A 25,069-nucleotide genomic window follows, 5' to 3' on the forward strand; every position below is an offset into this window, starting at 1 on the left:
CAGCTCACTAGAGCAATTTTAGCACAGAATGGAGAGAATCCAAACTGCTCTTGCGCTCAAACGCCGATCAGCGTGCCGGCAAGAAACAGAACGGCATATACGAACCTGCGCATGGCCGGCAGCTTCCATACATTTCTCCTCATGGGATCCCCTCCTTGGATAACGATTATATTTTTATCATATGCAAGACTGTTGCTGTTGTGCAACATTTGTACAATACCCGGCTGCCTGACAACAAAACGGGGAGAAGCGGACCAAATGTCTGCTTCTCCCCGCTCCATAGCGACCTTAAACCGATGATGCCATCGCAAACACATGCACATCCATCCGCGGCTGAAAACGCGCTTCGATCTTACCTGGCGGCGCCGTTATCGCCCGTCGTTCCGCCCGTCGTTCCATTAGCCGCGCTGCCTCCCGGCGGGGATGGCTGCTTCTTCGGCACGCCGTTCAAGCCGATGTAGTCTTCGTAGGCATCCAGAATCTTGCGCGCGACCGGTCCGGCACCGTCGGCCCCGAAGCCGCCTTCCGGGATCACGACCGCAACGGCAATGACCGGATCATCTGCAGGCGCAGAGGCGATGAACACCGAGTTTTCCACGGTTTTGCCGCTGACCTGCTGCTGCGACGTTCCCGTTTTACGAAGTACTTTGTAGGGGGCGTTATTGAAGCTTGCTAAGCGTACCTTGGACATGCCTTCTTCGATTTCATTCCAGTAGGCATCCGGGAACGTAATGGTATTCAGCACCTCGGGTTGAAAAGTCTGCACGACATTACCGTCCGAATCGCGGATCTCCTTCACGAACTGCGGCTTCATCCGCTTGCCGTGACTGGCCAAGGTTGCCGCGTATTGGGCCAGTTGAAGCGTCGTATAACGCCCCATCTGACCGAAGGAGGCCAGAATAAGCGCGGATTGCGAACTCGCCGCTTCCTTTTCATGAAAATACCCGACTACGCCCCGGCTCTCATTCAACAGCCCGCTCCCCGTGCTGACGCCGAGGCCGAACTGTTTGACGTACCGATCCCAAATGTCGACGCCGTTCTTCGAGTCCTTGCGGTAGAGGGCGTCGCCGATCATTTTGGCCATGAACGGGTTAGAGGAATGGGATATCGCCGATGCAGGGTCGAGCGTTCCGTACGCATGGCCCTTGGCATTCCCGATCCGGCGGCGGGTGGCGCCTTCTTTACCGTAGAAAAAGGAACCCGTATCCGTATAGGTGCTCGATGTCGTGAACAGCTTCTCGTTCAACCCGATGAGTACCGAGAGCGGCTTCTGGGTAGAGCCGAGGAACACGATAGACGACGGATGCTTCCGCTGCTCTTTCGGTTCGTCGTACGGTCCGATGACCGGGCTGATGGTCCCGTTCTGCAGCACGTACTTGATGGCATTGTAATCATCCGTGGAGATGCTGCCGCCTTCCCAAATATTCGGATCGTAGTCCGGCATGCTCGCCATCGCGATCACTTTACCCGTCTTCACTTCCATCGCCACGGCATAACCGGTCTTGGCATTCGGGGCATGCTTGTCGGTTGTCGTCGTCCGCAGCAAATGCAGCTGGTCCATGATCGCCGTCTCCGTCGCTTCCTGCACCTGCCGATTGATGGTCAAATAAATATTGTCGCCTTTCTCCGGCGTCGTGACGACCGGCGGCCCGATGATGCGGCTGGACGCATTGACGGGATAAACCTTCAGTCCGTTTTTGCCGCGCAGTTCGTCTTGATACAAATATTCGAGTCCATCGTAGCCGACGTCTTCCTGCTGCAAATATTTGAGGCGCGCGTCATCGGTTTTGGCCTTGTCCTTATACAAGCCGTTCTCCGCGCCCCCGCCGAATTTCTTCAGATAGCCCACGAGCTGGACGGCCGTGTTCGTCGTATCGTAATGCCGGATGCTCTCCTCGACGATGTCGATGCCCTTGTACGTGTCGCGGTTCTCCATGAAGTATGCGATTTCGCCCGATGTCAGGCCGCTCTTGATTCGGCGGGGCACCGATACCGTATTCTTCTTGTAGTCCAGGTCCATGCTCTTGACGATCTGTTCCAGCGTGACGGCGACCTTCGGGTCCCCGTGTTTCTGGAATACGCCATGCAGCTTCGCGGCCATCGCGACGGAATCGCCCTTCTTTGCACCCGGTTCGATGCTGTAATAGAGCGACTGGGTCGAGGTGGAATAGGCGATCGCTTTGCCGCCTGAATCGTAGATGTTGCCGCGAATCGGAGGAATCAGTACTTTCGTCGAGCCGCGCCTCTCCTCTTCTTCCCGAAGGGAGGGGCCGTCGACGAACTGTAGGATCGCCAATCGGACGATCAAGACGCTGAATAAGAAAAACGTGGCAAAAAAGAATAAGTTCAACCGAAACGAAAAGTTTCTCCGCCTCGATATTTCCCGCTTCTGGGGATCGTCCTGCACCATAAATCACATCTATCTCCTTACGCTTCCCGTATATGCGTCTTCGAAAAACCCTCGGGGTTGAACCAATCGCCGGAGGACGCCCATGTGGCATCGAGCGGAATCCAAGCACCGCCGGCATCGGCCAGCTTCACTTCGTTCCAGGCATGCGGACCGTAGCCGCCGTCTCCCGTCTCGCCGACGCCGGTCACGACGCGAACCTCCAAGCCCACCGACCGGGCCATGACCGAGTAGAGTCTGGCTACGTCGATACAAACGCCCTTGCGAGAGGCGAACGTATCCGTCGGCGTCTGTTCTTTCCATATCCCGCGCTCGGTATAGTCGTTCGCTTTGTCCCAATCGTACGCGATCCGCGTGCCGACCCAATCGTAGAGGGCCCGGGCTTTCTGTTCGTCCGTCGCCTTGCCCTTCGTTACCGCCGCGGCCGCCGCTTCGATATTCGGCGGGATCGCGGCATCGATGACATCGTATTTGCGCTCCAGCACCCGCCGGAACTCGGCTTCCACCGCTTCCGTGATTACCGGACCGCGCTTCAGCACATCCCCTGCCACGGGATCCAGCAGTTCCGCCGCTGTCTTGTTATACAGCGCGGAAGCCCGGATAACGTCCGTGCCGAACGCGTTCGGCAGGACGGACACATAGACGAACAGGCAGGCCATGACGATAAACGCGCGGCCGCCGCCGAGCAATGCGCCGATCATCGCGCCCGTCGTTCGGCTTGCCGTGCCGGAGATCAACGGCGACGTGCCAGTCTGCCTCCGTCCGTCCGCGCCGCCGCGCGAGAGCAGGCCGTCGACCAACCCGAATACGAACGGCTCCAGCGTATGGAGCAGCAGCCGCAGAAGGGCATACAGCAGCAGAAACAACACGCCGAAACGAAGCAGCTCAAAATCGCGCAGGCTGGTAATCACCGTATACCAGAATTGCTTCAGCGCTCCCAGCTCTTCCGCAGGAATCGTGATGCCTTGGCCGATCAGCCAGTCCTGAACGCGCGGAGACAGATAGACCGCTCCCCTGCCTGCCGCGATCAGGGAGGCGACGACCGCCGCCGCCTGCCAAATAAAAAAGAAAAGGTGCTTCGCGGAACCCGATGCACCTCTTCTCATGCCCGAAAATAAGGAGACAAGCAGGATAAGCACCACCATGAGCGCAACCGGTTCCGGTTTTAGCAGGGTATGAACCCATGTATGCATGATGAAGCCTCCTTTAATCAACGATTGCAGTCTTGCCGCAGAATCGATGTAACCCGTATCAGACGTTATTCTTCGCTTGATCGATCAGAGATTGAATCGCCGTATCGATCTTCCAAGTTCCGAGCGACGTGCCGTGGAACGTAACCTTCACTTCGCCCTTGCCCGGCGTTCCGTCGAGCTCCAGGTTCTTCGTCCGGACCGTAAACGTGCCGTCGCTGTTGTTCGTGAACGTCGCGTCCTTCGCTTCGCCCGCCATCGCCGCAACCGCTTCCTGTTTCACGCTGTCCGCCACTTTCGTGCCGATCGACTTGACGTCCTCCAGCGAATATCCGCTGTAGATGACGACGCCCGCCAAAATGACGACGACGATCAGCCATTTCACGACGGTCTTCACGACGCGAACGACAAGCAGCAGGACGACGAGGGCAATAACCAGAAACAGCCAGTTATCCTTCAGAAACTGTACCCACGTATCGGTATCATAATTAAAATCAACGCTCATTCGGCATGCACGCCCCCAATATACGACCAAAAGGTCATTATATCACACATTATAACCCATGACCTAGGGAGCGTAAACCAGGCCGGAGTCGAGACATATCCGGGCGTTCCGGCGCGTACAAGTAGTAACAGCTTTTCCAAGCTTGACTGAAGGAGTGATTCCCGCTTGAGAACCGCCATATGGCTCTACCTGTTCCTGTTCGTCGCGTTCTTCGACCTGCATGCCCAATATCCCATCCTGACGCCCTTCGCCGTATCGCTGGGGGCCGCTCCGTCCTTTATCGGCCTCATGATGGGGCTGTATTCGATCACTCATCTTCCCGGCAATCTCGTCGCGGGCGTAGGCGTCGACCGGTTCGGGAGCCGGCTGTTCATCGTGTTCAGCCTGGCTGCGGCCGGCGGCATCCTGCTGCTGCAGTCGCATGTGACCGACCCTTGGCAGCTGCTCACGCTCCGCTCGATCAGCGGCTTCGTGCTCGCTTTTCTATCGCCCGCCTGCATGTCGCTCCTCGCCCGCATCGCCACGGATCACATGAATCAGCGGAAGCTGATGTCCGGCAACGGCCTTGTTCATACGCTGGCCTCGGTCGTCTCTCCCGCAGCCGGGGCTTATCTGGTTGCGCAGATCGGCTTCACGACCGCCTTTAACGTGCTGGGCTGGGTGCTGATCGGAACGGCCGTCTGCGCCCTCTTCTTCATCCGCGACGTTCCCGCCCAGAGCGAAAAGCCGGCCGGCGGCAGTCTCGCCAAAGCGCAGGCGGAGATGGTCGGCATGCGCGGCGCGCCAACGAAAAAGAAACCGCCGGCGATTCCTTGGCTCATCTTCCTGCTTCCGGTAGCCATGAGCTGCGCGCAAGGGATCCTGTCGTTCGAGCTGCCGCTCATGTCGACGACCAAGGAAGGCATGATGACAACGGGGCTGCTCTTCTCCATCGTCAGCCTTGGCGCCTTGTTCACGCTCAGCATGCTGTTCCTGAATAAGCTCTCGCCGTTCCTGCGCTCGCTTTGGGGCGCCTTCCTGCTGGCCCTCACCTACTTTGCGATCGCGGCAGGCGCGCCGCTTCCTTTCTTCGTGCTGCTGTTCTTCCTCGGCATGGCCAAAGGCGTTATCTTCCCTGCCTTGTCTTCGCTTCTCATCGAACGCAGCGGCGGCGAGCGGTATGGACGCATCTTCTCCATTCTGTCGATCGCCTTCTCCATCGGCGCTTTCATGGGGCCGATGCTGGCAGGCCAGCTGCGGGATTTCGTCTCCCCCTACTACATCGCGTTCGTCGCCTTGATGCTGGCCGTCTCGATTCTTCCCTTTTATTCCGATCCGAAGCGGACCGGCGATGCGCGGGACGCAGGCGCCCATTTTTCCCATACTGGGTAAGTGCACAGGGCTTTTATCACTCCGGGGCATATAGTACTGTGTGGCATGCGGCTGTAATGCTTAAACGCAAAGCGCCTGAAGCCCTAGTCCTCATTAGGCGAAAGAGGGGTGACTTCACAATGTCTCAATGTGTAGAGCCAATCCACGGCCATCATGGTCATCACGGATTCGGAAATTCCGCTATCATTCTCGTGCTTTTCATCCTGCTCGTTATCGTATTTAGCGGCTGCTGGTGCTAAAATTCTTCATATCGGGTATGTGAAAAACGGCTTGCCGGGTTATCCCGGCAGGCCGTTTTTCGTTTCGCGCGCAAATGCGGTAAGATGACGGTAAGAGGTGACGCTTCCATGGATATCGCTATAATCGTAGAAGGCAAGAATGACCGCAGCCGGCTTCGGCGCGTGCTGCACGAGGATGTTCCCATCCTGTGCACGTTCGGCACGCCCGGCACGCTCCAGCTCGAGAAGCTGCGCCGGCAGGCCGGCGACAAGCAGGTGTACATATTCACCGATAACGACGCATCCGGGCGGCGCATTCGCGGCATGCTCCGCGACGCGTTCCCCGACGCCGAGCATATTCACACGCGGCGCGGCTACCCTGGCGTAGAGAAAACGCCTGAGGAGTACCTGATCGAGCAATTGGAAAAGGCGGGCCTTGAGGCGTATATCGTGTATCCGCCTCGGAGCGCCGCCAGTTGGAGTAAGGAAGACGGGATTTGAAAGTTGGATTGCAAGCCATCGGCAGAAGCATGCTCTGCGGGCAGTATGGGTTTCCAATCGCTGTTGTAGCCGGATAACTTTGAATCAAAGCATCTAATCACACTTAGATGTGAAGCAGGTAAATCACGCAAGTCACCGTGATGATACTCAGCGTCGTCGACAGCAGCACGACCTGCGAGGCGAATTCCGGTTCGTTGTCGAATTCCACTGCCAGCAGGACGCTCGAGAGCGAGGTCGGCACGGAAGACGAGACGATCAGCGCCTTCACCATCAGGCTGTCGATCATCGTGAAGCTGTTCGTCCGCATCAGCCAGACGACGGCGAGCGCAAGCAGCGGTCCGCCGATCAAGCGGAGCACGACGGAGATCAGCACGTCCTTCAGCTTGGGATGCCGCAGCGTCAGCTTCATGCTCCCGAGCTGAACGCCGAGCGTGATAAGCGCCGTGCCGATGAACGCGTTGGCCAAGTAATTCAGCGGAATATCGAGCGCCTTCGGAATTTCGATATGGAAGGTGTGCAGCAGGAAGCCCATCGGAATCGCGTAGATGACGGGTTGTCCCAGAATGGTCCGCCCGATATCCCTCGCCTGCAGTTTATGGGAATTCACGTTATAGATGCCGTATGTATTCGGTATGAGCGACTGCATCATCATGATCAGCACCTGGACGGACAGCGTGTACGGATTAGAAGCGAACGCAAGCTGGTTGAGCGGTATGCCGTAATTCGCGCTGTTGTAGAAGAGCACGCTGTTGCGCACCGCGCCCTGCATCGCTTTGGGCGTTCGCCTGATCCGGATCGCCGCTTCCACGCAGCCGTAGAGCAGAAACATGAAAACAAAGAAGAATAACAATACCTTCAGCAGTACGTTCATCGAAATCTCGGTCGTATACAATAAGTTAAAAATAATAGCCGGGGAAAACAAATAAAAATTCAGCTTGGACAGCGTCTTGATATCCAAAGAAAAAACCCGATGCAGCGTGATGCCTAAAGCAATCATGACTGACAGCGGGATTACGTTGTTCCATAGTATAGAGAGAAATATGGCCATGCGTTAATCTTTCACGAGCGCATTGATGACGTCCACGATTTTATCCGCGCTCTGCGTCTCGTCGATGGACCCCGTCAAGTATTTGCGCACGACGCCTTTACGGTCGACGAAGGCAATCGTGTCCGTATGCGTGAACGTATTCGTTTTCTCGTCCTTCAGAAGCCCCAGACCGAAATCCTTCATCAGCTTCTCCGTAGCTTCCGCGTTGTCTTCCCGCAGGAATTTCCAGCCGCTCGTATCGATGTCGAATTTGCTCGAATACTCTTTCAGCGCTTCCGTCGTATCCCGCTTCGGATCGAAGGTTACCCACATGAACTCGACGTCTTTGCCGAACGAGCCCTTCTCCTTCAGCTTGTTCTGCACCTGCGTCATCAAATACGTCGTCGGCGGACAGACGTCCGGGCAGTTGGCGTAGAAGAAGTAGACGACCCTGACTTTGCCGTTCGTCTCGTCCAGCGTCACCTTGTTATTGTCCAGATCCGTAAGGGCGAAATTCGGCGCCTTCAGGTTCTGATCCAAATTGACGCTGGACCCTTTGGATGAGGAGAGATATAAATAAAGGCCCATCGCGGCGCACAATAGGAGCACCGCAATCGCAAAACCATACTTGCGCAACACGTGCATGTTCTACGTCCCTCCTAACCGATCGCGCCGTTCGTATCCGCGATCATAACGAGGAACACGACCATCAGATAGTTAATGGAAATCAGAAAATTCGTTCTTGCCCACTTGGTCGTATCGGCGGCGCGTATTCCCATGCACGTGTGCACGAGCCAGACGATGCCGCAGATCAGCGATATGATCAGGTAGGTATAACCGACGTAATCATACGTAAACATCAGGATTCCCGTCGGAATCAGCAGTACGATATAGGGCAGCATTTGCAGCTTCGTCCGCGGGATTCCCTTGACGACGGGCAGGAGCGGAAAGCCCGCCGCGCGGTACTCTTCCACTCGGCGAATGGCGAGCGACCAAAAATGCGCCGGCTGCCACAGGAAGAGCAGCGCGAACAAAATCCAAGCGCCTTCGTCCACGACGCCCGTCACCGCGCAATAGCCGATGACCGGAGGCATCGCCCCGGAAATGCCGCCGATGGACGTGCTCCATGTCGACGTCCGTTTGAGCCACATCGTGTAGATGACCACGTAGACGAAAAATCCGAGCAGGCCAAGCCAGCCTGTGAGCGGATTCACAAGGGCGAACAGCACCGCCAGCCCGATAATGCCGAGCACGATTCCGTAAACCAGAACGGCGTTCGGGTTCAGCCTCTTTGTCGGAAGCGCGCGATTCTTGGTGCGTTCCATCTTCTTGTCCAATTCACGGTCCCAGTAGTTGTTGATGACGCAAGCCGATGCCATCGTCAACGCCGAGCCGATTAACATGTAGAGCAGTAGCAACCAATCGATATTATCCCATTTGGAAGCGACCCAAAACCCGCCGAACGCAGCAATTGCGTTTAATCGTATGATGTTCGGTTTTGTCAGGGCCACATAATCTTTAAGCACAGCCAGCCTCCCCGCTTCCGATCCCGATGAGCGAATTTTCCGCCCATTTTGTGTCTAGATTTTCTTTTTAAAATCGTTCTTAATCATACCGAAAAAACAAGCTCTTGACAATGTTCGCGGTTGTCGTTCATGAATTTGACACCGGTTGGAACCATTTTGCCCAGTTCTCAATACACTGTCAATGTGGTTCATGGCCCAACTGAGCGAAAGGATGTGGGAGGTTCGGCAATGGCAGTCATTAAATCCAACTCGGAAGAAGTAAAGCTTCTGGCGCGGCTGCTGCGTGCCGAAGCCGAAGGCGAAGGCAACCTCGGCATGCTGATGGTCGGCAACGTCGGCGTCAACCGGGTACGAGGCAACTGCATCGATTTCCGGAACATTCGCACGATCCAGCAGATGGTCTTCCAAAGTCCGGGAGGGTTCGAAGCGACTCAGAAGGGCTACTTTTATCAAGCGGCCCGGGACAATGAAATCGCCCTGGCCAAACGGGTCATCAACGGCGAGCGGCAATGGCCGGCCACCAATTCCCTCTGGTATTTCCGTCCGGCCGGCAGCTGCCCGCCGACTTGGTGGGATCAGCGGTTGGTCGATAAATTTAAATCCCATTGCTTCTACGCGCCCAAAGCCTCCGAGTGTCCAGCAGTTTACTGACAATGCAGCACATTTACGAAAGCGAGGAATTAAATCCTATGTCAAACGGTTACGGGTACAACACAGCGGTTAGTCCAGCAAGCACGGGAGGTTTCCCAGGTTACGGGTACAACTATCCGCAGCAGCCCACTACTTTGCCGGCGCAAATGCCGTCTCAAATGCCGATGCAGATGCAAATGCCGATGCAAATGCCGATGCAGATGCAATCCCCCCTGGTAGCAGGCGCGTCCACGCAGCCGCCTAACGTACCGAACGGTTCTTTCGTTACGCCTGGGGGCGGTAACGTCATTGCGATCCCGGCATCGGAAGAGTCGTACGTCGAGAACATTCTCCGAATGAACCGTGGCAAAATGGCCACTTTCTATATGACGTACGAGAACAACAAAGAATGGAACGCCAAAGTATTCCGCGGCATCATCGAAGCCGCTGGCCGCGACCATATCATCATCAGCGATCCGTCCACGGGCATGCGCTACCTGCTGCTTACGCTGAATCTGGATTACGTCACGTTCGACGGACCGATCAATTACGAATATACGTTCAACGGCGTCACGATCACCAATAACACGCCGCCGGCGGCCGGAACGACTACGACGACCGCCCCGCTCGGCCGTTAATCGGCTTGAACGTCCAGGCATGGATTTTGGCGCTGCCCCCCGGCACCCAATCCGCCATTGCCAGCCAAGAAGAACGCTCCTCGCAGCGTTCTTTTTTTATGCGCTCGGCGGAGTCCATGTCCGATGCCTCCCACACCTCGACGAACAGCAGCGGCTGATCCGTCCCTTCGTACAGCTGGAATCCCGGAAAAACGGCCTCCCGTGCCGCCATCCAGTCCCTATACCTTCGCTCGTGCTCCGGCTCGATGCGGTACTCCACGAAACAAATAAACATGAAATTCATCCTTTCGTTATAAACGCCCACGATTCGGAAAATACTGAAGCGTACATATAAGAAGTATACACAAATACGAATTCATCATCGCATACGCGCTCAAGGAGGTACATGACTATGGATAGCGGAACGCATTTGGTCATGGGAATCGGGCTGGCGGGTCTCGCTTCGATCGATCCGGCCGTCGCTTCGGACCAGACGCTTTACGCCGCCGTGTTGATCGGTACGGTCGTCGGTTCCCAAGCCCCGGATTTGGACGGATTGCTGCGATTTAAGAGCAATGCCGCCTACATCCGCAATCATCGCGGAGTCTCCCATTCGATTCCCGCCGTCGCGATCTGGACGATCGCCATTTCACTGCTGCTCGAGACGATTTTCCGGTTCCGGCTCCCTTGGCTTCATCTTGGCGGCTGGGTGCTGCTCGCGGTTTGCGTCCACGTGTTCACGGATTTGTTCAACACCTACGGGACGCAGGCGGCGCGGCCATTCACGCAGAAATGGATATCCTGGAATATTATCCATATTTTCGATCCGGTCATCTTCGTTTCCCATTTGCTCGCCATTGCGCTTTGGGCGCTGGGCATCGGACATCCGACCGTTATTTTCCCGCTGCTGTATGCGTGCCTCATCGTCTACTATATATGGCGGACCGTGACGCATCGAACGCTTCGCAATCGCCTCTCCCGGCTGGACTCGGGCTTTAAGGAAGGCGACGAGTTCATCCTGATTCCGACGATATCGCTGTTTGACTGGAATGTCGTGAAACGGCGTCCCGACGGGTACTTCTTCATCGGCGATTTCCGCCAAGGCAAGCTTCGCTGGATCGACAGCGCCAAATGCAAGGAGCACCCGGCTATCGATCGCTCGCGGAACGACCCGTCCATCCGGGCCTTCCTCTATTTCACCTCCTTCGCCTGCGCCGACGTGCTGGAGCATCCTTGGGGGTATGAGGTTCGCTGGTCGGACGTCCGTTATCGCCATCGCAAGCAGTATCCGTTCGTCGGCGTGCTGGTGATGGACCATGAATTCAAGACGCTCGGCTCCTATGTCGGCTGGCTGAGCGACGAGCGGCTGCAGAAACGGCTTCGGATGAATACGTACTGACGCGCGGCGACTTGACTACACCCGCCTCTTCTAGCACAATAGAAGAGGCTTTTTTGCGCGCCTTGCAACGGATGCAACTTCTGCTGACCTACGATTTCGGGACGGCACGCAAATAGAAGAAGCTCAAGGTTTCCCTTGAGCTTCAGCTGTTCTTCGTATCCGATTATCGATGAACGAATTAACGGAACGACGAGGAACCGGAAAGTTGTTGCTCGGCGATTTGGACCAATTTACGCGTGATGTAACCGCCGAGGGAGCCGGCATCGCGAGTAGAGAAGTTGCCATAGTAGCCGTCTTGCGGAATTTGAATACCCAGTTCTTGCGCTGCTTCGTACTTCAATTGATCGAGTGCTGCGCTTGCTTGCGGTACAACCAACGTATTGCTGTTGCTGCTACGTCCTGCCATGTTGAATTTCTCCTTTCAACTCTTACGGTGGTGTGTTGCAAACTTATTATGATTCGTAAGCGCCGAGAATATGCTAAACTCGCTCAAATATTTTTGCGTGAAGGAGTAGGTTCAAAATGTCTAAGCCCCTGGCGCTGTTTTTCGCCTTGTTTTCCGTGCTGCTTATGTCCGTCACCGCTATCTCCATCAGCTATAACGGATGGCTCGCGGCCCTGTTTTTCTTCTTGACGATATGCAGCATCGGAGCAGGATTCGTCGTTAACGCCAAAATGAGACGCCGCAGACAGGGATGATCCCCATCTGCGGCGTTTGTTTTGCCCATTCGCGCTGCCGTGCCTCTTAGCGGGGCAGCAGGAAGCCCATTTTTTCCTTCGTGCTGCGCAGCGTCTCGTTCGCGACGGCCGATACCCGCTCCGCGCCTGCTTTCAGGATGCTGTGAATTTCGCCGGAGCTGCGGATCTCCGCATACCGCTTCTGGAGCGGCTCGAGCTTCGCCACGACATGCTCCGCCAGGCCCTTCTTGAACGCCCCGTAGCCCTGCCCTTCGTAACGCGCACGGATCTCGTCCAGCGTCATGTCCGCGCAATGCGCGTAAATGCTCATCAGGTTGCTCACTTCCGGTTTTTCAGCCGGATTGTACATGACGTCGCGGCCGGAATCCGTCGTTGCGCGGCTGATTTTTTTGCGGATGACGTCCGGCGGATCCAGCAGGGCGATATAACTCGCCGGATTCGGATTGCTCTTGCTCATCTTCTTGGACGCGTCGTCCAAGGACATGATGCGCGCGCCGACTGTCGGAATGTACGGCTCCGGAATCGTGAACAACTCGCCGAAGCGCTGGTTAAAGCGCTGCGCCAGATCGCGCGTCAGCTCCAAATGCTGCTTCTGGTCGTCTCCGACGGGCACGAGGTCCGCGTTGTAGAGCAGAATATCCGCGGCCATCAGCGACGGGTACACGAACAGCCCCGCGCCGACGGAGTCTTTGCCCGTGGATTTGTCCTTGAACTGCGTCATGCGCTCCAGCTCGCCCATGTAAGCCAGCGTCGTGAACAACCAGCCAAGCTCTGCATGCGCCGAGACTTGGGACTGAACGAAGACGCTCGCTTTGGCCGGATCGATGCCGGCCGCGATGAAGAGGGCCGCTACCGATTCCGTCTGCTCTCGAAGCGCCGCAGGCTCCTGCGGTACCGTGATGGCGTGCAGATCGACGACCATGAAGAAGCATTCATGCGTTTCTTGCAGCTTCACGAAGTTTTGGATCGCGCCGATGTAGTTGCCCAGGGTCAATTGACCGCTCGGCTGAATGCCGGATAATACGCGTTTCATTTGAATACAGCCTCCTTTGATTTCACACGAAGAGAACGCAAAAAAGCCCTCCGCCGCAAGGGACGAGGACCGTGGTGCCACCCTATTTCGTCTGCGCATGCTTCTAAGCACGATTCCTGTGCGGCATGCGGCAAACCTCCAAGCTTCTTAACGCGAAGCGAGACGACGGCGCATACAGATCTCCCTACGGAGCTCTTTCCTCGCCATTGCTCGGGGATCCATTCGGTCGATCGGACGCCTGCACCGGTTCGCACCATCCACCGGCTCTCTGAAGCGTTCATCCGCGCTTACTTGTTCCCGTCATTGCTTTAGAAAGATTATACCTTGCGGGCGGCCAATGTCAAGAGGGGAGGAGGCTGCTGCCCCTTTGCCCCGCTTTTAACCCTTCTAACCCTTCTGACCCTTTACATCCTCTTTCCCTTACAACCTCCCCCTTCCTCAACCCTCTTCAGTCTACTTTAATTTCAAATGAGGTTTTTGCCCCCCTAAATCCCCCTGAGGGGGACCCCAAGGGCTCCTGCCCTTTGGATACCTGGATGCTTGTCTAGGTGCGCTGCAGCGGCGCTTGGGGTGCCTTGGCTTGCTTGGAGTCGCATTTGCCCCTTTCGGGGCAAGGCTCTTGTTCTTTCCGTGTCCCTGCCGGGGCCACGGATGTTTGTCTGGATGCGCTGCAGCGGCGCTTGGGGTGCCTTGGCTTGCTTGGACTCGCATTTGCCCCTTTCGGGGCAAGGCTCTTGTTCTTTTCCGTGTCCCTGCCGGGGGCATGGTTTCGGCCTTAGCGGCTTCACATGGCCGAACCAGCCTCACTTGGCACCAAAAGCTGCATCACAGCAGCTTTTCCTACCGTAGCAGCCCCGCATGACACCAAAAGCTGCATCACAGCAGCTTTTCCAGCCGAACCAGCCCCGCATGGCACCAAAAGCTGCATCACAGCAGCTTTTCCAGCCGAACCACCCCTACTTGACGCCAAAAGCTGCATCACAGCAGCTTTTCCAGCCGAACCACCCCAACTTGGCACCAAAAGCTGCATCACAGCAGCTTTTCCAGCCGCACCAGCCTCACTCGGCGCCAAAAGCTGCATCACAGCAGCTTTTCCTACCATACCAGCCCCGCATGACACTGAAACCTACATCAGCAGCTTTTGCATTGTCTTGAACGCGCTGTCGGGGCGCTTGGGCGCCTCTTCGAGATAGACAAGTCTTCGCTGCTTGTCGCATAGGATGAGAGGGCGGCTTGTTTTTGCGCGTGCTTCGTTGGTTAATAGTGATTGAACGATGTAAGGAGGAGATCCAATGGCCAATCCTTGGTATATGCCCGGGGCAGACAAGTCTCGGTTGACCGATCCTACAACTTCTCGGCCTGCCGGTTATCGTCCCGCTCCTGCGGCGAATCCCCCTCGGAAACGCGGCCGGATGGGCATTCTTTCGTTTTCGAAGCATCTGTACTGCCGGTTCCAAGACGACGACGTGCAGGCGATGGGAGCCCAGTTGACGTATTACTTGATCCTGTCTTTTTTCCCGTTCCTGATCTTCATCATCGCCGTGCTGAGCTTTGCGGATCTGACGGTGAGCGATGTGATCGAGCGGATCAGTCCGGTTATGCCCGATCTGTCGACGAAGACCATTACGGACGTCTTTCAAGAAATCCAAAACTCGCGCAGCGGCTCGCTGCTCTCCTTGGGTCTGCTCGTAACGATCTGGTCGGCCTCGAGCGGCGTCAGCGCGGTCATGAAGGCGCTCAACAAGGCGTACGACGTCGAGGAGACGCGGCCGTTTTGGAAGGTCAAAGCTTACTCGCTGCTCTTCACCGTCGTGCTCGCGCTCGTCATCGTCTTCAGTCTCGTCATGCTCATCTTCGGCCGGATCATCGGGGATATGCTTTACAAAGAAACGCGGCTTCCCGGCAATATCGATGCAGTATGGAGCATCGCCCAGTTCGCGCTGCCGATTCTCGTCATGGCCGTCGTATTCGCCGCGTTGTACCTGTACGTGCCCAACCTGCGGCTCCGCTTCCGGGAAGTCGTTCCCGGCGCCTTGTTCGCGACGTTCGGCTGGATCATCACGTCGCTCGCGTTCTCCTTCTACGTCAATAATTTCGGCAACTATTCCAAGACGTACGGCAGCATCGGCGGCATAATCGTGCTGCTGACGTGGCTGTATTTATCGAGTATCGTCATCGTGCTCGGCGGAGAGATCAATGCGGTGCTGCATTTCGACCGGCACGGCAAGACGAAGCAAAGCTGTAAGCAATTCACTATCCCGATTCCGCTTCTGCACCACAAGAAGAAATAATCTCCTGGCTCCCTGCCCAAACTCGATACGCAAACAGCCGCAGCGTGCAAGCACGCTGCGGCTGTTTGCGCCGACCTGTTATTGGATTTGCTTCAAATACGACACCAAATCCTTAATTTCCTTTGGCGACAATTTAGAGGTGAGCCCGTGTTCGTCGCCCGCTCGCGCGATCACGTCTTCCAGCGTCGGCGCGCTGCCGTCATGCAAATACGGAGCCGTCGCATAGACGCCGCGCAGCGTAGGCGTATCGAACAGCCCCCGCTGACGCGTGTTCTTGAACGCTCCGCGGGCATCGCCGGCATAGTCCGCGTCCGCGCCGTTAACCGTCCCGACATCGTGCAGGAAACCGGTATTGCCCGTCGTCAGCTTCCCGTCCTCGCCTGTCGCAAGGACGCTGTCGGTCATGACGTCCGAGGCGTGGCAGGTGACGCACTGCGCCTTGCCTTCGAAGATCGCTTTGCCCCGCTGCGCCTCCTCGGTCAGTTGGCCGTCCTCGGTCCGGTACGGACTCTGCGGTACCGGGAACGCGTCCGGCATGCGCATGAACGCTTCCAAGGCATCAAACGCGCCTTGGGCTTCCGCCGGCAGCGGCTTGGCAGGATCGACGTCGCTTAGCCCCCCCATCTCTCCCTGCACCGTATGAATGTAATCGCCGAAATCATCCCGGCTCCCGTCCCACATGAACAAGCCGGTGTCGAAGGCGAGCACGTTGCTCGGCACGTTGCGCGGGCCCTTGGCCGTCATAATCGACAGCTGATCCACTTCGCCGTCGGAATGACAGGAGGCGCAGCTCATCCAATTGCTTCCCGTCAGCGGATATTCGTCCGAGTTGGCGCTGTAGAACAGCGTCTTGCCCAGCCGCTGCTGCGGATTCAGTCGGTCCTTCGCGATGAGCGGAAGAGGCTTGCCGTCCACGCGCGCCTGGCCGCCTTCCTCGTCCGCGGGAGGCAGAGAGACGACGGTCAGATCATGCGAGCTTGCATTATGGATGTACAGCTTCCCGCCATCCTTCGATTGGACCATGCCGATCGGCAAGTCGCCAGGCAGATGATGAATGATCTGACCCGCCCTTCCGCCCCGGGCCAAGTCGAACACGAGCAAATCCTCGCTGCCGCCCATGAGGGCGTAGCCTTTCTTCCCGTCGGCGGAGAACACGACATCGGTCGGGTTGGATACGATAATCGTCTTGCCGAGCTTATCCTTGACGTCGATCGCTTTGAACAGTTCCTTGCGGGACTTCGGTTCTTCCTCGCCCGTCCCCGCATCAACGACCGACAGCGCCGGGAAAATCACTTCCTCGAACTGCACCGGCGTATCCGTATTCGTGAGCAGATGCGCCTCCCACAGCGACTTGCCGTCCGGCGTCAGCCGAAGCTGCTCCACCGTGTTCGGCGTCCCTTGGCTCTTCTTCCGATCCGGCAGATCGGGGGAAGGCGCCAGCGTCTTGTCGCTCAGCAGCTTCATGGAGGCCGTTTCGAAAATCGACGTACCTGAGGTCAAGTAGTCCGACACGTACAGCTTCCCGCCGTCCGCCGAAATGGCGATCGCCCGCGGATTCGCGCCTGCCTTCACCTGCTTCAGAACGCTTCGTTTCTCGGCATCGACGACGGAGACGGTGCCCGAACGGTAGTTGGTCACGTACAGCGTCTTCCCGCCCGGGCTGAGCACGATTCCGTACGGTTCGATCCCCGTCTTCAACGTACCGAGCACCTTTCCTTTATCGATATCCAGCCACTCCACGGAATTGGCGTAACGGCAGGTCACGAACAACGTCGAGCCGTCGGACGACAGGGCAAGCTCCCGCGGCTCTTTGCCGACGGCGATTTCCTTCTCGACCTTCCGATTCTTCGCGTCGACGACGGAGACGGTATTCGTGTCTCCGTTGGCAATATACAGCGTTTTCCCGTCAGCACTCATCACGATGCTGCTGCCGGACTGCGGAGCGGGGGATGCGTTCCCGTCATTACCGGTGCATGCGCTTAGAAACGCCATAGCGGCGAGTGCGCATGCACCCGCCGCCAGTTTGATCGCCCGCAGCCCGTTAGTTGGATAGTTTAACAGGAAGAAGGATCGGAGCAATCCCATGATCACCATGTCCCTTCTGAATTTGAGGCACTGTATCGCCGTCGGTGTTGCCGGAATCGTCGCCTTCCTTGTACACGTCCCCGGTATCCCAGAATTCGCTGGCCTGCATGCCTTCATCGAGTGTCGGTCCGTTGACGACTTGGCGGAAGAAAGCAACGTAACGGTCTTGAATCGCGTTCTGGTCAAGCGCTTTTGGCGCGTCCGTATCGCTGCTCGTGTTCTTCAGGTGCTCGAGCGCCAGACGGAATACGGCCGATACGCCGCCCGCCGTGAATGCGTCATAGCTGGCATCGCTGCCCTTGGTCTTATAGGCCTTCAAGTCGTTGTCCCACAGCTTCTCGTCCATGGCGGCATACAGCTTGCGAGCCGCATCCCGGTATTTCTCGTCCTCGGTAGCCAGGAACGCGGACGTTAAGCCGCGAATAGCGCCGATCTGAGCTTGCAGCGAGGTATCCTTATCCGCTTGGCCCTTCGCCGCATCATAGCCGGTGGCGGCCAAACCGTCTTTATTAATCAAAGCGCTTAATATGAAGTCCGCTTGTTTCGTGATCATTTCTTTAGCTGCAGCGCCTTGTTCCGTCTTCAACCCTTCGGCGCCTTCGCCATTGGCATAGCCGACCGGAAGTCCGTCGATGGCACGCTCGAACATGCGCAGCGCCTCGATGGTGTAGCCCGCTTGGAAGGTATCGACCTGCGTGCCTTGCTTGTCGCCTTCGGCTTCCGTCACGAATGCTCCGGTCTTGTCGTTCCAATGGCGGTTCTTGATCGTGTCGAACACGGCAAGGAGCACGTCGCGCGTAACCGTATACGGATCGGTCGAGGCGATGTCGTTGCTCTCGTCACCGTCCGCATTGACGGCCGGAGCGGCAGGGAACGGGTCTCCGTCGAATACGCGCGCGAACGCAGGGTTGCGGTTCGGATTCGCCGCGCGCTGATCGGTCATGCCGAAAAACTCCGACGTCGGCCAAAGCATCAGCCATTGGTCCTGCAGCAGGCTCCGGCCGTCGGCGACCTTCAGATTCTTAATGGTTTCGAAATCTTTGTCGCCGGCTTCCTCCACGTCGACCGCATGAGGCAAGTAGCCGTCGGGCGTATTAACCAGTCCGCCGATGTTTTTGCTGGCTGGGTCGTAGAACAGATTATCGCGCACGTACAGCAGCTTGTTCCAGACTTCGTCGGTCAAGATCATGCCCTGCATTCCGTCGACGGAGCTTACGCCGAGCTTCAATCCCTGGTCGGCTTCCGGACCTTCTTCGGCCGTTGAAGCATCGACCTCTTCATCGCTCTTGGCATCGTGCAAATTCCCGAGGAAGTCCCCCGCCCATAGCGATTGCTTCAGCATCGTGGCGCCATAGGCTGCCGGAACGAGCTGTTTCTTCATCTTATCGCGGTTCCAGCGAAGCGAAGCGAAGTTCACTTGATAGTTCGGAATATACGCGCCGTCTTCGCCGTCGGCATATTTGCCGGTATCCACTTTCTGATTATAATGCGGGTCGCCCGACGCGTATTCGATAAACGTCGGATACATGTTCTGTTGGATGTCTTCCGCAGGCTGCCCTACGCTGTCGGCCATGTGCTGGAACCGCGAAGCCAGCAGTTCGTTGTTCGCGATGCCGGCTGCCTGAGCCTCGAGCGTTGTTGCCGGTCCGTTGACCAAGTGAAGGCCGAGCCCGGATTTCTCGACGACCTCGTACATCGCCTCTTCCGAGTATTCGTAGGATTCAATGCCCGCTTTATAATCGAAGGCGGTCGGCTGATCGATCTTGCCCGCGTCCAGCACGTCGAGGTCTACGCCGAGTGATTCCGCGAGCGGCTCCCCTGAGAGCTCGAATTCCGCGTAAGCGAACATGTTGCCCGCCGTGTCGAAGTTGTAATCCGATACTTTTACGTGGACGTCGCTGTTGCAGCCCGTTAAGGCCGCGGAGCAAGCCAGCAGGACGGAAACCGCCGCGGCTCCAGTCATTTTCTTGCGCAAGTTCATCGAGATAAGACCCCTAACTTTATAATTTGATTGCCTATTAACAATGAGAATCATTATCACACAAAGCGAATTTTACTCCTTTTCCTATTCCCTGGCAATGATTTTTTGTCCGATCGGCAAATTCATCCGTTGGTTTGTCCTGCACATGAACAAGCCCGCATACGCTATTGATAGCAGTCAACGATTCTTGCCACTGCATCAGAGAATGCGGTGCGGATCTTGCCACGATGAACGTTGCCGGAAAGGAGCGGACGCATGCAGGAATTTCAGCATATTTTCATCAGCATTATTATAGAAGCGTTTCCGTTCATCCTGCTGGGCGTCTTCGTCTCGGCCGTTCTCCAGGTATTCGTATCGGACCGGCTCATTGCCAGGCTGACGCCGCGCAACCCCATCGGAGGCGTGCTCTTCGGGAGCCTGCTCGGCCTGCTCCTGCCCTTATGCGAATGCGGCATGATTCCCATCGTCCGCAGGCTCATCCGCAAAGGCATGCCGCCTTACATCGGCATGGTGTTCATCTTCGCCGGCCCTATTCTCAATCCGATCGTGTTCGCTTCGACATTCAACGCCTTCCGCGCCCAGCCCTCGATTGCGTACGCCCGCATGGGGCTGGCTTTCGTCGTCTGCGTCCTGCTCGGACTCCTTCTGCATGCCTTCATGCGGCGGAATCCGCTTAAACTCGGGCTTCATGCCTTCGTATCCCAAGGCTCCCGTCAGCCGGATGAGAATTACCAATACAATCACGGCCATGTTAACGGCGGATTTCAAGAACGCATCCAGGCCACGTTCACGCATGCCTCCGAAGAATTTTTCGATATCGGCAAATTTCTGATCATCGGCGCGTTCATAACCGCGTTCGCGCAGTCCGCGATCGATCCGGCGTGGCTCCACGGCGTCAGCGGGACGCCCGCCTTCGCCTCCCTGCTAATGATGGCCGCCGGTTTCGTGCTCTCGCTCTGCTCGACTTCCGATGCTTTCGTCGCCTCGTCGCTTCAAGGCCTCTTCGGCCCCGGCGCGCTGCTGGCCTTTCTTGTCTTCGGGCCGATGGTCGACGTCAAAAGCCTGCTGCTTCTCTTCGCCGCCTTCCGCAGCAAAGTCATTATCGGGATCGTCGCGTTCCTGGTCATCGCGGTCTGGATCGGATCCCTGCTGACGGAGAAGCTCATATTCGGAATTTGAGGAGGCCTCCTGGACATGTCGACCAAACAGCGGACCATGATCGCGCATCATCTGATCCGATTTTGCATCCTTGGAGCGTTCGGTTTCTATATCGTCTACCTCGCCCGTACGGGCATGCTGGTCCGTTTCGTCGAGCCGAACCTTGTCGTTGCGGTCAAGCTGTCCGCGATCGGCCTGTTCGCGACGGCCATTTATCAGCTTCAAGCCGCAGTTCAGGAATGGCACGGCATCGAGGCTGCCGCCTGCGACTGCAATCACGAGCCGTCCAAATCGTTCGCGGCCAACCTGTTCATCTACGGTTTATTCGCGCTCCCGCTCGTGCTGGGATTTATAAGTTAATTGGAAAAAACTACATGGAATCCCGTCGCATAATAGCTTCCAGCGTATCCATACTAAGGGTACCAAAGGAGGTGATTACAATGGCTTCTTCCAACCGCAGCAGCAATTCCTTGCTCGTCCCTAACGCAACGGCGGCGCTTGATCAAATGAAATATGAAGTCGCCCGTGAAATCGGCATTGCGATTCCGCAAGACGGTTACTATGGCGAAATGGCAACGCGCGACGCAGGTGCAATCGGCGGTAATATTACCCGCAAACTCGTGCAAATGGCAGAAATGCAACTCGCAGGCAGAGCTTCCCGTTAAGGCAAAGCAATGTTCTCCTGGCAGCATGGCTGACCGAATCAAAGAAAAAGCTGCCCCTGCGAGCCGAGGCAGCTTCTTTGCTATGTATCAAGGCGTATCACGCAGCGCTTGCAGGCCGTACTTCGGCGTATAGCGGAACATGTTCGCCAGATTGTAATTGCTTTCGAAGAGGATGCTTGCCGACCAGGTTCCGGATCTCACGGAGAAATCATACATGATCTCGCCATGCGTCCAGTTCCGCTTCAAGTTAATGGAGTCCGCTGCCATCTCGCGGAATGCCTGCACCTGCTCTCGGGTCATGCCCTGCTCCGGCTTGCCGATGCGGCCGTTCTTGCTCTCGATGGGATGATGCCGCACGCCGTACTTCCCGACGACGTTATTTCGGATTTGAATGATAACAGTACCCGCAAGCGAATGAAGCAATTCGTCCTCCAATTGTTTGAATACACAATCAACCTGTCGATTTAATGACATTGCCTCCTGATTCATGCGATCCGTCTCCTCCGCCATTTCTAATTAAGGATGTTTTTTCCAAATCATCCATTAGACCCATTATAGGACAGCGTACCTGATCTTACAACAGTTTTTTACAAAATCCTTACAGTAAATTCGGTTCTTTCGACATATAGCCAACCGGACCTTACAGTCCTTTCGACACAATATGATTATATAGGACCAATATAGACAAAAAGCTTCGCGGTGATATAATGAGATTATTCCATAATTAGGAGGAGCAGCATTATGCAATGGTTCTCGACATTATCGATTCGGAATAAATTATTGACGGGCTGTTATGCCATCGTCGCCATTTTCTCCATTGCTTTGCTGCTTGGTTTGATCATGACGGGCGAAAGCATCGTGCTCGGCATTTGCATCATCGCGATAGCCGCAATCGTCACCTTCCCACTGGTCGGCGTCATCGAGAGAGCGCTTACATCTTCGATTCAAGAGATGACCGCCATCGCGTTCAGCATCTCCAAGGGCGACTTTACACAGAAAGTGGACGTCTCCTCCTCGGCATCGCTTGGCGAGCTCGGCCACTCGTTCAACAGCATGGTGGACAAGCTGCGCGATATCCTCAAAGAAACGTCGACGATTTCCAGAGTCGTGAACGATACGAGCCGCAGCATATTCGATAAGAACGTGGAGCTGAAAGGCGTTATGGAGCAGGTCGCCGCTTCGGCCGGCGAACTCGCTACCGGCGCCAATGAAATATCCGAGGACGTCGGCGACATGGCCGACTCCATCCGTGAAATCGAAGACAAAGTGAGTACATATGCCCACTCCACCAAAGTCATGAACGAGCGCTCGGATCAAGCGCTGACCCTCGTCTCGCGCGGACGCCAAGCGGTCGAGAGCCAATCCCAAGGAATGGCCAAGAACGTGGAGGCCACCGAGAAGGTAGCTGCCGCGATCGAGGATCTGGCCCACAAGGCGCAGGGCATCTCGTCCATTACCAAGACGATATCGGATCTGGCGGAACAAACGAACCTGTTGTCGCTCAACGCATCCATCGAAGCGGCGCGCGCCGGCGAGCACGGCCGGGGGTTCGCCGTCGTTGCCCAAGAGGTGCGCAAGCTGGCCGAGGAATCCACCGCCTCCACGAAAGAAGTATTCACGCTCGTACGCGACATCGACGCCGGCGTGAAGCAGGCGATCCAGAACATCAAGGTCAACGAAGAGGTCGTGCGCATGCAGATGCAGATGCTGCGCGACTCCGAGCATATCTTCACGGAGATCGTCACGAGCGTCGAGTTCATCACCGCCCAGATCGGCCAGTTCTCCGGCGAGAGCGACGCGATGCTCGAGAGCGCCCGCAAAATTTCCGGTGCCATCCAAAACATCTCCGCCATCACGCAGCAATCCGCGGCAGGCACGGAACAAGTATCCGCCTCGATGAACGAACAGATCGGTTCGGTGCAAGCCGTCGTATCGGAAACGGAAAAAATGCAGCAAATCGTCATGCAGCTGCAGCGTACCATGTCGATCTTCAAGATCTAGCGAACGGATCTGACAGAGCTGCCGAAGACGCGCATCATCCATTCTTGCCAAACAAAAGCCGCCTCGGTTAAGACCGGGCGGCTTTCTGCTTTGCGCGTTTACAATCCTTTATCGTATTCGTAGCCAATCGCTTGCAGGAACGCACGGGCAATTACGGCATGTCCGGTCTGGTTCGGATGGACGCGATCCCAGGCAATCGTTCCCGAATACAGATGCTCCAGCACGCGGTTGAAGGCTTCCTGCGTATCCACGAACAGCGTATCGTACTTGGCCGCGATCCGTTTGACCGCAGCGCCGTACCGATCCATTTGCGCCCTCATCGCGTCATTCGGATTCGGCTCTATGTAGAACGGCGTCAGGAGCACCAGGCCCTTCAGCTTCGGAAGCGTCGCGGCTACCAGTGCTTCCAACGTCGCTTCGTACTCCTCCAGATACACATGCGATTCCTTATTCGTCGGAGAATCGAATTGACGCCAAACGTCGTTCGTGCCGATCATGATCGACAGCCAGTCCGGCTTGAGATCATGCACGTCGGTCTGCCAACGGTTATTCAAATCACGGACGGTATTGCCGCTTGAACCCATATTGACGACGCGGATGCCGAGCTCCGGATAGGTCGACGTGAGCAGCGCGTCTACGACGCCCACATAACCTTTGCCGATTGCATCGAATAACCCTTCGCCGACCGGCCTTGCTCGGCCGCAGTCCGTAATCGAGTCCCCGATCATGACCAGCTTCTCATGTTGACCAATGCGCATCTGGAATCCCTCCCCTTAATAATTGCCCAAGAAAAATTGAATCGTCTTGTCGGTGAAGCCAGGCAGTCCTTCGTGGCCGAAATCCGGGTAAATCTCCACCCGCTTCTGCGCCGTGATCTTGTTATAGGCCGCAAACTGCGACGACGGCGGACAGATCGTATCCATAAGGCCGACCCCCATCATCACTTCCCCTTGGATCCGGTTCGCAAGATGCTGAATGTCGATATAACCGAGCTTCATGAAGATCTCGTCTTCGCGTTCATGCTGCGGGTCGAAATTACGGAAGTAGGTTTTCAGTTCCGCATATGCATCCTTGGCCAAATCCATCTGCCAGACCCGTCGGTAATCGCTTAGAAACGGGAACACCGGCGCGAGCTTCTTGATTCTCGGCTCCAGCGCGGCACAAGCAATCGTCAATGCTCCGCCCTGCGAGCCGCCCATGGCGTAAACGCGCGAAGCGTCGACTCCCGGGCTGTCGATTGCGATGCCGGCCAGCTGCGCGCAGTCCAGGAAGATATGACGGAACAGCAGATGGTCCGGATCCCCGTCGAGCCCGCGAATAATATGGCCGTTCAGCGTGCTGCCGACGACGCCGCCCGTATCCTCGGAATAACCGCCTTGTCCGCGGCAATCCAGCGAGAAGATCGAGAAGCCGAGCGAGACGTAGCTCAGTTTATCCGCCCATTCACCCGCGCTGCCGGAATAACCGTGAAATTGGACAATGGCCGGATGCGGCTGCTCCGAATGGCGCGGCCGTGCATACTTGGCATGGACGCGAGCGCCCCTGACGCCCGTGAAATACAAATCGAAGCATTCGGCAGCAGGTGTTTGAAATGGGCTCGGCACGAGCTCGATCGTAGGGTCCACGCCGCGCATCTCGGACAGCGCCCTCTCCCAATAAGCTTCGAAGTCGCCCGGTCTGGGATTGATTCCTGAATACGTTTGCAATTCTTGTAACGGCATATCGATTGCTGGCATTTGATCGCCCCTTCTCCTCAGAAGATTCC

26 protein-coding genes and 1 other annotated feature are annotated in these 25,069 nt (G+C 56.5%); of the genes, 12 read left to right on the forward strand and 14 right to left on the reverse strand.

Annotation, left to right across the window (positions count from 1 at the left end; translation table 11 throughout):
• Positions 1 to 352: 352 nt before the first annotated feature.
• The 3 genes from GT003_RS12385 to GT003_RS12395 are packed head-to-tail and all read right to left on the reverse strand — an operon-like array spanning position 353 to position 4,102.
• Positions 353 to 2,410: a peptidoglycan D,D-transpeptidase FtsI family protein gene (locus GT003_RS12385; protein ID WP_161697985.1), complete on the reverse strand. Its 2,058-nt coding sequence runs from the start codon at positions 2,408 to 2,410 to the stop codon at positions 353 to 355.
• 17 nt (positions 2,411 to 2,427) lie between these two features.
• Entirely contained in the window at positions 2,428 to 3,600 is a 1,173-nt protein-coding gene (locus tag GT003_RS12390) for a transglutaminase domain-containing protein (RefSeq protein ID WP_161697987.1), read from the reverse strand.
• A gap of 58 nt (positions 3,601 to 3,658) precedes the next feature.
• Positions 3,659 to 4,102, reverse strand: a complete 444-nt coding sequence (locus tag GT003_RS12395; RefSeq protein ID WP_161697989.1) for a hypothetical protein — start codon at positions 4,100 to 4,102, stop codon at positions 3,659 to 3,661.
• 165 nt (positions 4,103 to 4,267) lie between these two features.
• Between GT003_RS12395 and GT003_RS12400 the strand changes: the two genes are divergently transcribed.
• Both GT003_RS12400 and GT003_RS12410 read left to right on the forward strand, forming a co-directional pair.
• Positions 4,268 to 5,473 (forward strand): MFS transporter, encoded by a 1,206-nt coding sequence (locus GT003_RS12400; protein WP_161697991.1) that lies wholly within the window; start codon positions 4,268 to 4,270, stop codon positions 5,471 to 5,473.
• Positions 5,474 to 5,820: 347 nt separating this feature from the next.
• Positions 5,821 to 6,192: a toprim domain-containing protein gene (locus GT003_RS12410; protein WP_161697995.1), complete on the forward strand. Its 372-nt coding sequence runs from the start codon at positions 5,821 to 5,823 to the stop codon at positions 6,190 to 6,192.
• A 103-nt stretch (positions 6,193 to 6,295) separates the two neighbouring features.
• On the opposite strand, the gene GT003_RS12415 is transcribed toward GT003_RS12410, so the two are convergent.
• From GT003_RS12415 to cyoE, 3 genes are read right to left on the reverse strand one after another with little or no spacing between them, the layout of a single operon-like run.
• Positions 6,296 to 7,240, reverse strand: coding sequence for an AEC family transporter (locus GT003_RS12415; RefSeq protein WP_161697997.1), 945 nt, complete (start codon positions 7,238 to 7,240; stop codon positions 6,296 to 6,298).
• A 3-nt stretch (positions 7,241 to 7,243) separates the two neighbouring features.
• Entirely contained in the window at positions 7,244 to 7,864 is a 621-nt protein-coding gene (locus GT003_RS12420; RefSeq protein WP_161697999.1) for an SCO family protein, read from the reverse strand.
• 14 nt (positions 7,865 to 7,878) lie between these two features.
• Positions 7,879 to 8,781 (reverse strand): heme o synthase, encoded by a 903-nt coding sequence (cyoE, locus tag GT003_RS12425; protein WP_338045988.1) that lies wholly within the window; start codon positions 8,779 to 8,781, stop codon positions 7,879 to 7,881.
• A 192-nt stretch (positions 8,782 to 8,973) separates the two neighbouring features.
• Between cyoE and GT003_RS12430 the strand changes: the two genes are divergently transcribed.
• Complete coding sequence (locus GT003_RS12430; RefSeq protein WP_161698001.1) at positions 8,974 to 9,396, forward strand: cell wall hydrolase; 423 nt, start codon at positions 8,974 to 8,976, stop codon at positions 9,394 to 9,396.
• 38 nt (positions 9,397 to 9,434) lie between these two features.
• Entirely contained in the window at positions 9,435 to 10,013 is a 579-nt protein-coding gene (gerQ, locus tag GT003_RS12435) for a spore coat protein GerQ (protein ID WP_161698003.1), read from the forward strand.
• On the opposite strand, the gene GT003_RS12440 is transcribed toward gerQ, so the two are convergent.
• The gene (locus tag GT003_RS12440) at positions 9,985 to 10,287 is read right to left on the reverse strand and encodes a hypothetical protein (protein WP_161698005.1); all 303 of its coding nucleotides are present in this window, start codon (positions 10,285 to 10,287) and stop codon (positions 9,985 to 9,987) included. The genes gerQ and GT003_RS12440 overlap by 29 nt on opposite strands.
• A gap of 117 nt (positions 10,288 to 10,404) precedes the next feature.
• Between GT003_RS12440 and GT003_RS12445 the strand changes: the two genes are divergently transcribed.
• Complete coding sequence (locus tag GT003_RS12445; RefSeq protein WP_161698007.1) at positions 10,405 to 11,391, forward strand: metal-dependent hydrolase; 987 nt, start codon at positions 10,405 to 10,407, stop codon at positions 11,389 to 11,391.
• 178 nt (positions 11,392 to 11,569) lie between these two features.
• Here the strand turns inward: GT003_RS12445 and GT003_RS12450 are convergent, their stop codons facing one another.
• Positions 11,570 to 11,797 (reverse strand): alpha/beta-type small acid-soluble spore protein, encoded by a 228-nt coding sequence (locus GT003_RS12450; RefSeq protein ID WP_161698009.1) that lies wholly within the window; start codon positions 11,795 to 11,797, stop codon positions 11,570 to 11,572.
• 116 nt (positions 11,798 to 11,913) lie between these two features.
• On the opposite strand from GT003_RS12450, the gene GT003_RS12455 reads away from it, so the two are divergent.
• Positions 11,914 to 12,090: a DUF5325 family protein gene (locus tag GT003_RS12455; RefSeq protein WP_161698011.1), complete on the forward strand. Its 177-nt coding sequence runs from the start codon at positions 11,914 to 11,916 to the stop codon at positions 12,088 to 12,090.
• 46 nt (positions 12,091 to 12,136) lie between these two features.
• On the opposite strand, the gene trpS is transcribed toward GT003_RS12455, so the two are convergent.
• Positions 12,137 to 13,123 carry a tryptophan--tRNA ligase gene (gene trpS / locus GT003_RS12460; RefSeq protein WP_161698013.1) on the reverse strand — a complete coding sequence of 329 codons (987 nt, stop codon included), beginning with the start codon at positions 13,121 to 13,123 and terminating at the stop codon, positions 12,137 to 12,139.
• Between the two features lie 55 nt (positions 13,124 to 13,178).
• Positions 13,179 to 13,436, reverse strand: a binding site (T-box leader).
• A 545-nt stretch (positions 13,437 to 13,981) separates the two neighbouring features.
• On the opposite strand from trpS, the gene GT003_RS12465 reads away from it, so the two are divergent.
• Together GT003_RS12465 and GT003_RS12470 are read left to right on the forward strand one after the other, a co-directional pair.
• Positions 13,982 to 14,278, forward strand: coding sequence for a hypothetical protein (locus tag GT003_RS12465; RefSeq protein ID WP_161698015.1), 297 nt, complete (start codon positions 13,982 to 13,984; stop codon positions 14,276 to 14,278).
• Between the two features lie 137 nt (positions 14,279 to 14,415).
• Entirely contained in the window at positions 14,416 to 15,414 is a 999-nt protein-coding gene (locus GT003_RS12470) for a YihY/virulence factor BrkB family protein (RefSeq protein ID WP_239565978.1), read from the forward strand.
• 78 nt (positions 15,415 to 15,492) lie between these two features.
• On the opposite strand, the gene GT003_RS12475 is transcribed toward GT003_RS12470, so the two are convergent.
• Positions 15,493 to 17,499 carry a beta-propeller fold lactonase family protein gene (locus GT003_RS12475; RefSeq protein WP_161698017.1) on the reverse strand — a complete coding sequence of 669 codons (2,007 nt, stop codon included), beginning with the start codon at positions 17,497 to 17,499 and terminating at the stop codon, positions 15,493 to 15,495.
• Complete coding sequence (locus GT003_RS12480) at positions 17,456 to 19,480, reverse strand: hypothetical protein (RefSeq protein WP_161698019.1); 2,025 nt, start codon at positions 19,478 to 19,480, stop codon at positions 17,456 to 17,458. The genes GT003_RS12475 and GT003_RS12480 overlap by 44 nt, the downstream gene beginning before the upstream one ends.
• A gap of 255 nt (positions 19,481 to 19,735) precedes the next feature.
• Between GT003_RS12480 and GT003_RS12485 the strand changes: the two genes are divergently transcribed.
• The 3 genes from GT003_RS12485 (at position 19,736) to GT003_RS12495 (ending at position 21,303) form a co-directional block, all read left to right on the forward strand.
• A complete protein-coding gene (locus tag GT003_RS12485) occupies positions 19,736 to 20,659 on the forward strand; it encodes a permease (protein ID WP_161698021.1) in 924 nt (307 codons plus the stop codon).
• Positions 20,660 to 20,674: 15 nt separating this feature from the next.
• Positions 20,675 to 20,998: a DUF1980 domain-containing protein gene (locus GT003_RS12490; protein ID WP_161698023.1), complete on the forward strand. Its 324-nt coding sequence runs from the start codon at positions 20,675 to 20,677 to the stop codon at positions 20,996 to 20,998.
• A gap of 80 nt (positions 20,999 to 21,078) precedes the next feature.
• Positions 21,079 to 21,303: an alpha/beta-type small acid-soluble spore protein gene (locus GT003_RS12495; RefSeq protein WP_161698025.1), complete on the forward strand. Its 225-nt coding sequence runs from the start codon at positions 21,079 to 21,081 to the stop codon at positions 21,301 to 21,303.
• Positions 21,304 to 21,390: 87 nt separating this feature from the next.
• Here the strand turns inward: GT003_RS12495 and GT003_RS12500 are convergent, their stop codons facing one another.
• Positions 21,391 to 21,792: an O-methyltransferase gene (locus GT003_RS12500; RefSeq protein ID WP_161698027.1), complete on the reverse strand. Its 402-nt coding sequence runs from the start codon at positions 21,790 to 21,792 to the stop codon at positions 21,391 to 21,393.
• Positions 21,793 to 22,044: 252 nt separating this feature from the next.
• Here GT003_RS12500 and GT003_RS12505 point away from each other — a divergent pair, with 252 nt between their 5' ends.
• Positions 22,045 to 23,304: a methyl-accepting chemotaxis protein gene (locus GT003_RS12505; RefSeq protein ID WP_161698029.1), complete on the forward strand. Its 1,260-nt coding sequence runs from the start codon at positions 22,045 to 22,047 to the stop codon at positions 23,302 to 23,304.
• Between the two features lie 98 nt (positions 23,305 to 23,402).
• Here the strand turns inward: GT003_RS12505 and GT003_RS12510 are convergent, their stop codons facing one another.
• Both GT003_RS12510 and GT003_RS12515 read right to left on the reverse strand, forming a co-directional pair.
• Entirely contained in the window at positions 23,403 to 24,062 is a 660-nt protein-coding gene (locus GT003_RS12510; RefSeq protein WP_161698031.1) for an SGNH/GDSL hydrolase family protein, read from the reverse strand.
• Between the two features lie 15 nt (positions 24,063 to 24,077).
• Positions 24,078 to 25,040, reverse strand: coding sequence for an acetylxylan esterase (locus GT003_RS12515; RefSeq protein WP_161698033.1), 963 nt, complete (start codon positions 25,038 to 25,040; stop codon positions 24,078 to 24,080).
• Between the last annotated feature and the right edge of the window lie 29 nt (positions 25,041 to 25,069).

The sequence above is a fragment of the Paenibacillus sacheonensis genome, from assembly GCF_009909195.1.
In the GTDB taxonomy this organism is placed as follows: domain Bacteria; phylum Bacillota; class Bacilli; order Paenibacillales; family Paenibacillaceae; genus Paenibacillus_Z; species Paenibacillus_Z sacheonensis.